Source organism: Streptomyces sp. NPDC002835, from assembly GCF_053591995.1.
In genome coordinates this window covers 184459-191761 of sequence record NZ_JBSFUW010000010.1, presented here as the reverse complement: position 1 = coordinate 191761, position 7303 = coordinate 184459, and the positions used below count along the sequence as shown (strand labels likewise).

The following is a 7303-nucleotide window of genomic DNA, read 5'->3' as shown; positions in this document are numbered from 1 at the left end:
GTCGGTGGGGTAGTCGGTCCTGGGGGCGAACGTGCCGTCACCATTGCCGAGCAGCACCGACACCGTATTCGCGCTGGAGTTGGCGGCGACCAGGTCGAGATTGCCGTCACCGTCGAAGTCCCCCACCGCCACCGAGACCGGGCCGCTGTCGGTGGGGTAGTCGGTCCTGGGGGCGAACGTGCCGTCACCATTGCCGAGCAGCACCGACACCGTATTCGCGCTGGAGTTGGCGGTGGCCAGGTCGAGATTGCCGTCACCGTCGAAGTCCCCCACCGCCACCGAGACCGGGCCGTTGTCGGTGGGGTAGTCGACCGGGGGTGCGAAGGTCGGGGGAGCGGCCCATGCGGTCCCGGCCCCGGGGAACACCCCCAGCACCATCCCCGCCATCACCACCGCCACAACCCGCGCGAACCCGCCCCGCATCCGGCCGATCACCGCATGGCCCCGGTTGCAAACGTTGACGTCATCATCTCTCCACTTACTCACCAGGCCCCCGAGAAGGCCGCGGGTGGCCCCAGACAGGGCCGGACAACCCGAAGGCACACCCTTGCCCCCCACACGCCCCCACCTCTCCGCGACACCCACACCCAGAAACGGAGAACACCCGATGAGCCCAGCACCCGACCTACCCGGGCCGAGCGCACATCCCGGCCGGCGGCGGAGGCGAGGTGGTCCGCGACCACGTAAGGGCCGGTCCGGCGGTACTCGATTTTGATCATTGGCCCCCTGAAATGACGGACTGCCATCGTCCACCATGAAGGTCGGCGGAGCGGCTTTGGGCGGGAGCTGCCATGAGGCGAGAGATCGGGGCCCGTACGCTGGTCAGCGAAATCGGGCAGTCTGTGGACCTGCCCGTTAAGGCCCGATGTGGGCCCCGATCTTCGAGGCTCGCCCCATGGTGGCTGCCTAAAGCCGTGGAGCCGACCGGCCCCAGCCACATCGGGCTACCGTCCACGGCTTCAGGTGTGCTCGCTCTAGCCGCGCGGCCGACGGAGCCGGGGCCCGGAGCGGGGCGGAGACAGGAGCGTCGGGTGACACCTACCACCTGATCCGCGCCGGGATCACCGGAGATGAGCGCAAGGACGTGCCCGCCACCGTGCGGGACCACCCCCGCGTCTTCGCCACCCTGACCGCCCCGTCGATCTCGGCGCCGGCACGGCAGCCCCTGCCCCAGATCGCGGAGCAGCTGCGGCAGACGCTGCTCTCAGCGGCTGTCGAACGTCTCGGGCTGGTGGTGGCCGAGGTCGATCTGCATGTGACGGACCTGCTGGAGGTTCCCGCGCCGGCGCAGCAGCCGACCGCGGCCGAAGCCTCCGAAAGTGCAGCCGGAGAAACCAGTGCCTCGCACGTCGCGGTCACCAAGCCCGGGCACCCGTCGCCCGGGCCGGTGCCGGTGCGGGATCCGGCAGCGGAACTGGCCACCGTTGCCATGGCTGTCCCCGGCGTGACCCGCCTCGCCCCCGTTCCAGGACTGCCCGCGCCCATGGCCAGGGGAGGACTTGCTCGCCCCGTCCAGATCGAGGACAGCGACGAGCCCCCCGGGCGCCACGTCCAGATCCAGCTGGCGGTCGCCGAGACTCATCGCGCCCTCGATGTCTCCCTCGCCGTCCGTGCGGCGGTGGCCGCGGCAGCGCAAACGGGCGCCCCCGGCCCGGTTACCGTCGCCGTCCTCGTGACAGCGGTGGAGCCGGGTCAGGTCCTGCCGACATGACCCGGCAGGACAAACACGGAAATCGCGGCCTCGCGTTCGGCTCACGGGCGGTGCGGTGTTGCCCGTGCACGCCCGTTGGCCGTCGCCCGCTGCGTCGCGTCGCCACCTGTGGGGCTGATCCCAGGCTCCCGTTCCTCCCCGCGACTGTTTCGCTGGACTGCACCGCTGTCGCCGTCCAGGCGGCGCAATACAGCAGCAGCCTGGCTATGAGGTTGATCCACAGAACGACGGCGACCGGCACCCCGAGAGGCCGCAATGCGCTGAACACTGAAGAACCGCCTGCAACTTTGAGCGATGCTGAGCACTGTGCGACGCCCGACGCCAGTGGGGGTGCGCCCGATCAGCGTGCCTCAGACTGCATCCTCTCGTGGACGGCGGTCATACATGGCGAGCAGTAGCGTTCGGTCGGCGGGTCATTGAAGACCGGCCTCGTACGCACGGCTTGTGCGACCTGCAGTCCGCAAGGTGTGGTGCGGGCATCATCCTTGGCCCGTACGTGCCACATGACTTCGGCACCGGTCCAGCAGATCTTGAAGCTGGGATTCATCCAGACGGGGCTCCCCTGCGGCCACGACGAGCAGCGTGTGCCAGATCAGGGTCTTCCCCTCGACTCCCAGCCGCAGGGTCTCGAGCTCGATGAACGTGCTCAGCCCGGAGCGCCGGTGCAGGGCGCCGTTTGGTTTCAGGCGCCCCAGCCTTTCGGCCGCCCGGCCACCGTAGACCTTGTAGCGGCGTGCGGGGACGCCGAGTGCGTCCATGAGTTCGAGCAGGGTCTGCCGATCCTGGGCGATCTCGTCGGAGATGCGCTTCAGGTCGGCGCTGCGCGCCGAGTGGCGGTGCTGGTGGGCGATGCGCTGCGCGAGCCCGATGCCGAAGGTGGCACCGGCCAGGTGGTCATTCAGGTAGATCCCGAGCTTGTCGCGATGCATCCTGGGCCGCCCCTTTCTCGTCTGTCCTCGGCGATCTCCTCGACGGTGCGACCGCGTACACAGGCGGGCTGGGAGCACCGGCGTCGGACTTCCCCCGCACCACGACAGCAACCCGCGAGAGAGCGGAGTCGGCGGGGCGAAATGCCGGGAAAGGACCCGAACGGCTCACGGGTCCAGACGCTGGAGTGCTGCATCGGACTTCTCCGCGCCAGCCCGGCTCACCGGCCACTGCTCCCCGCGGCAGATTGCAACTGTTAAAGCCGGGCCAGTCGGCTGGGTTGGGTCCCTGGGCAGGCGCGCTGGGGGCGGCAAGGCTGCCGAGGGGAAGTCGTCGTCTAGGACTGCCTGGTCCCTAGGCGGGGACGCGGGCGTTCCGCAGCGGGGCTCCGGCCCGATGGAGGCTGGTGAGGGCCTGCCGGTAGGAGGCGATCAGGCCGGTCTCTACGTAATCCACCCCCAGTTCCTCGCAGTAGCGCCGGACGATGGGCCGGACCTTGCGGAGATGAGGGCTGGGCATGCTGGGGAACAGATGATGCTCGATCTGGTGGTTCAGCCCGCCCAGTGCAATGTCGGTGAACCAGCCGCCGCGCACGTTGCGCGAGGTGAGCACTTGACGGCGGAGGAAATCCGGACGGTCCTTGCCACTCAGGATCGGCATGCCCTTGTGGTTGGGCGCGAACAGCAGGCCGAGGTACACGCCGAACAGACCCTGCTGGACTGTGAGGAAGGCAATCGCCATGCCGGGCGGCAGCACCCAGAACAGCACGGTCAGATAGGTCACGAAGTGCGCGAACAGCAGGGCGCCGTCGAGCGTTCGGTTGTTGAGCGAGCGATTGGCCAGCGCCTTCACGCTCGACACGTGCAGGTTGAAGCCCTCCAGCGTCAAGAGCGGAAAGAACAGGTACGCCTGCCAGCGGCCGATCAGACGAGGGAGACCCGTGGCGATCCGGGCCTGAGCCTGGGACCAGACCAGCAGGTCGGGGTCGAGGTCGGGGTCGAGTTCCTCATGGTTGGGGTTGGCGTGGTGGCGGGTGTGCTTGTCATGCCACCACCCGTAGCCCATCCCGATACCGGCTCCGGCGATCCGCCCGGACACCTCGCTGGCCCGGCGCCGACGGAACACCTGACGGTGAGCTACGTCATGGGCGACCAGGGCGACCTGGCCGAAGACGAGGGCCAGGAAGGCGGCGACCGCCAGTGTCCACCAACTGTCGCCGATGAGCGCGAAGGCGGTCCACCCGCCGGCATAGAGCCCGGCCACCGTTGTGATCCGGACCGTGTAATAGCCGGGGCGGCGCCCCAGCAGACCAGCGTCAGTGATCTTCCTCGACAGCCGGGCGAAGTCGCTGCCGGACGCCTCCGGCGGCGAGGGACGGGCCGCGGTGTTTCTGATCATGATGGTGAAACTCTCTGCGAAGGGGGCCGGCGGCTCGGTGCAACCCCGGGCCCGCTCGGACTGAGCCGCAGGTATGGACGCGGGTCTTCCACCACGGGAAATCGCCCCCCGCCCGCGGAGAATTCAAGGACGACGCCTGCTTTGCCGGCCGGCGGCCGCGCAGGCCGCTGACATGCGGTTTCCCGGCCAGGCCGGTCTCACACCGTGACAGCCCGTTGAACCGGGGGACTGCATCGCCGCGCCTCCGCGAAGATGGTGGCGGCGCACTCGGCACACAGGACTAATGTGGCGGCCGCCGGGCGGCTCCGTCGTGTAGCGGCCCCGGCCAGATGTGGCCCTGCCCAGCCGAACCGGCAGGAGCACCCGGGGAGCCGGTTTCTGGTCCCTGCGCGCTGGGAGGCGATGGCAGGCTTGCCGTTGATCCGGGCCGGTGCGAGCCGGCCCCCACAGGCAGTCGCAGCCCGCTGAGCCCGGTGGCACTTTGCTCTTCCAGGCTATCGGGGACCTCTGCGTCGCGCCTCGCGCGGTGACGGTACCGACCGTGGTAGTCGACAGCCATGCCGATGACGCCTTCCGGTAGCGCAGGCCGTCCATCTCTGCTCGGGCGGCTGCGCCGCATGATCAGCCGTTCACCAGTCGGGCGTGGATGGCGGCGGAGCAGGGATCTTGAGCTGGGGTCGCGTTCGCTGGGCTTCGCGGCGCTGGGGTTCCTCACGCTCGTGCCGCTGCTGATCATTGTCTCCTCTGCCGACCCCGAGCACGGGCGGGGGTTCGCGCAGTGGCTGGGGGAAGGGCTCGGCATCTCGACGGCCTCCAGGCAGCAGGTCGAGCAGCTGTTCACCGGCCCCGGTCAGGCACTACGGACCACGACCGCCTTCGGTATCGCCGCCCTCGCCGTGTTCGGCCTGACCTTCGGGGCGGCGGTGCAGACCGGCTACGAAAAGGTCTGGGATCTGCCGCCGGCCCGCTGGTGGGCCAGGTGGCGGCATGTGGTGTGGCTCGGCGTCCTCACCGGATACCTCTTCGTCTCCGCCACCACCACGCTGCGGCGCGAGCCCCTGGCGGGTGGGGCCGTCGCGTCGCTGAGCGCCGTCCTGTTCATCTGGTGGTCCCAGCGGATGCTGCTCGGCGGGCGGATCCGCTGGCGTGCCCTGTTGCCCGGCGCGGTGGCCACCGTGATCGGGCTGCTCGGCCTGAGGGTCTTCTCCCGGCTCGTCTTCTCACCATTGATCGCATCCAACGCCGTCAGCTACGGCCCCGTTGGAACCTTCCTGGTCATCCAGTCCTGGCTGGTCGGCGTGGGCGTCGTCGTCTTCGGCGGGGTCCTGGTCGGCCGGCTGGTGCACGAGGAGATCCCGCGCGTGACACACGCACTCAGACGCCGAGGATGAGATACGGACCCGGAGCTGGTCACCCTGACTGGACTGGGGAGAGGGCGCACAGCGCGAACGGCCGACCTCGAGAGGCCGCGATGCGCTGACAGCATGGTCTCCGCGTGTCTCGATCAGGCCCTGTAAATCGGCTTCTACCTCAGCAAGAAGCAGCGCGACCTCGGCACGCCGCTCTTCGGCCTCTGGGACTCTTCCGTCAGGTCCCACATGCGTCCAACGCGTCACCGGGACCGCGCTAGAGACCGCGGGAACGCCGCCGTGGGCTGCACTGGGTCGATCACCGCCCCGTGGTGGCCTCGGTGATCGCCATCCGTACGGGGTTCCGCAGCCTCAACGTGGCACGTCAGCCCGCCCTTCAGGCACTCACCTCGTCTCCTGACGGTCGACGTTCTCGTGGCGGCGGTGGAGTCTGCCATGGGCCGACCAGCTTGACCGGCAGGACAAGCACAAAATCGGCGGTTTTGACCGCGCTCGGGTTACAGGTCGCGCGCTGGAGGCGCCGTGCGGCGCGGTGCTGCTGGTGCGCCTCTGTCGCCCGCCGCCCGCTGTGGTGCGTTGTTGCCTGCGGGGCTGATCTCCGAATCCGGGCCCTCAGCCTCGGCTGTTTTGCTGGGCTGCACCGCCGTCGCCGTCCAAGCGGCGCAGTACAGCAGCAGCCTGGCCATGAGGTTGATCCACAGAACGACGGCGACCGGCACAGCGAAGGCGCCGTACATGCTCTTGCCTGCGACGCCTTGCAGATAGCCGGTCAGCAGCAGCTTGAGCAGCTCGAAGCCCACCGCGCCGATCAGGCCGGCGACCACGACCGCACGCCGGCCGGGATGCACCCGCGGCAGCCGGGTGAGCAGGTAGACCAGCAGCAGGAAGTCGACGAGCAGGGCGATGGCCAGGCCAGCGAAGAACAGCACCGCCCGTCCCGCCCCGCCCTCGATCCCGACCTTGTCGGCGGCCCAGCCCACCGCGCTGTTCGCGAAGACCGAACTGCCGATCGCGACCAGCCCGACCGCGCCGAGCCCGACCAGCACACCGGCGTCCTTGAGCCTGAGCAGGAACGGATTTCCCGGGTCCTGCTCCTTCTCCCATACCGTGCGCAGGCACCCGCGCAGGGCGCCGACCCAGTTGATGCCGATCACGAGAAGCAGCGCGCCCGCGATGAGCCCGACGGCTCCGGCGTGCGCGACGAGGCTGTCCAGGTCCAGCAGGCCGGAAAGGCCCGGCGCCTGGTCGGCGATCTTGTCCTGGAGTTTCCCGAGCTGCTCCTCGCTCAGCAGCTTGGCGCCGATCGCCGCGCCCACCGTGATCAGCGGAAAGAGCGCGACGAAACTGGTGAAGGTGATCGCGGCAGCGAGCCGGGCCCAGTGGACCTCGGCCAGCCGCTCGTACGCGCGCCACACGTGCGTACGCATCAGCCGTGCGATCACAGGAAGTCGCGTCAGCCATTCCATGAAGAACACCCACTCTCAGCGTACCCACGGCGGGAGAAGAGGCATCCAGCGGTGACGAAACCCCCGCCGCCCTCCGTGGAGAGGGCCGATGCCCTGCACGTGTGGCCGGAGGGCCCGGCCGCTGGTCAGGGCCTCGGGAGCGGCGAGCACCAAAGGTGTCGCGCGCGACGACCGCCGCGGTGCCACTGGCTTTCCAACCCCTGTTTGTGGTCGGCGAGGTGGCGAGCAGTTGCATGACCTCGGCGACGAGCCCGTCTGTAGCAAGGACCGACTGCTGCGGGTCATCGACGAATCCCTGCTGGATCTCCTGCCACCTGGTGCGGAGGTCTTCTGTCTCCTGGGGTTGACGAAACCGCGGACGTGATCATCGCGTGAGCTGGCTCAGCGGGCCCGGCGTCTTCGCCGGTTCGCCGGTCCCGGGGCACAGGAAC

Annotated in this window: 5 protein-coding genes and 1 pseudogene; 2 read left to right on the top strand and 4 right to left on the bottom strand. The window is 69.3% G+C overall.

The annotated features are described in order from the left end of the window. The coding region (locus ACWD01_RS14125; RefSeq protein ID WP_451161429.1) for an FG-GAP repeat domain-containing protein at positions 1–387 on the bottom strand (387 nt) is incomplete at its 3' end. Between the two features lie 652 nt (positions 388–1039). On the opposite strand from ACWD01_RS14125, the pseudogene ACWD01_RS14120 reads away from it, so the two are divergent. Further along, positions 1040–1711, top strand: a pseudogene (locus tag ACWD01_RS14120) (hypothetical protein); the annotation flags it as partial. A 479-nt stretch (positions 1712–2190) separates the two neighbouring features. Here the strand turns inward: ACWD01_RS14120 and ACWD01_RS14115 are convergent. Together ACWD01_RS14115 and ACWD01_RS14110 are read right to left on the bottom strand one after the other, a co-directional pair. Further along, entirely contained in the window at positions 2191–2640 is a 450-nt protein-coding gene (locus ACWD01_RS14115; protein WP_451161427.1) for a hypothetical protein, read from the bottom strand. A gap of 352 nt (positions 2641–2992) precedes the next feature. Beyond that, complete coding sequence (locus ACWD01_RS14110) at positions 2993–4036, bottom strand: fatty acid desaturase family protein (RefSeq protein ID WP_451161425.1); 1044 nt, start codon at positions 4034–4036, stop codon at positions 2993–2995. A 557-nt stretch (positions 4037–4593) separates the two neighbouring features. Here ACWD01_RS14110 and ACWD01_RS14105 point away from each other — a divergent pair. Beyond that, a complete protein-coding gene (locus tag ACWD01_RS14105) occupies positions 4594–5427 on the top strand; it encodes a ribonuclease BN (RefSeq protein ID WP_451161423.1) in 834 nt (277 codons plus the stop codon). Between the two features lie 476 nt (positions 5428–5903). Here the strand turns inward: ACWD01_RS14105 and ACWD01_RS14100 are convergent, their stop codons facing one another. Then, positions 5904–6872: a YihY/virulence factor BrkB family protein gene (locus tag ACWD01_RS14100; RefSeq protein WP_451161532.1), complete on the bottom strand. Its 969-nt coding sequence runs from the start codon at positions 6870–6872 to the stop codon at positions 5904–5906. Positions 6873–7303: the final 431 nt, after the last annotated feature.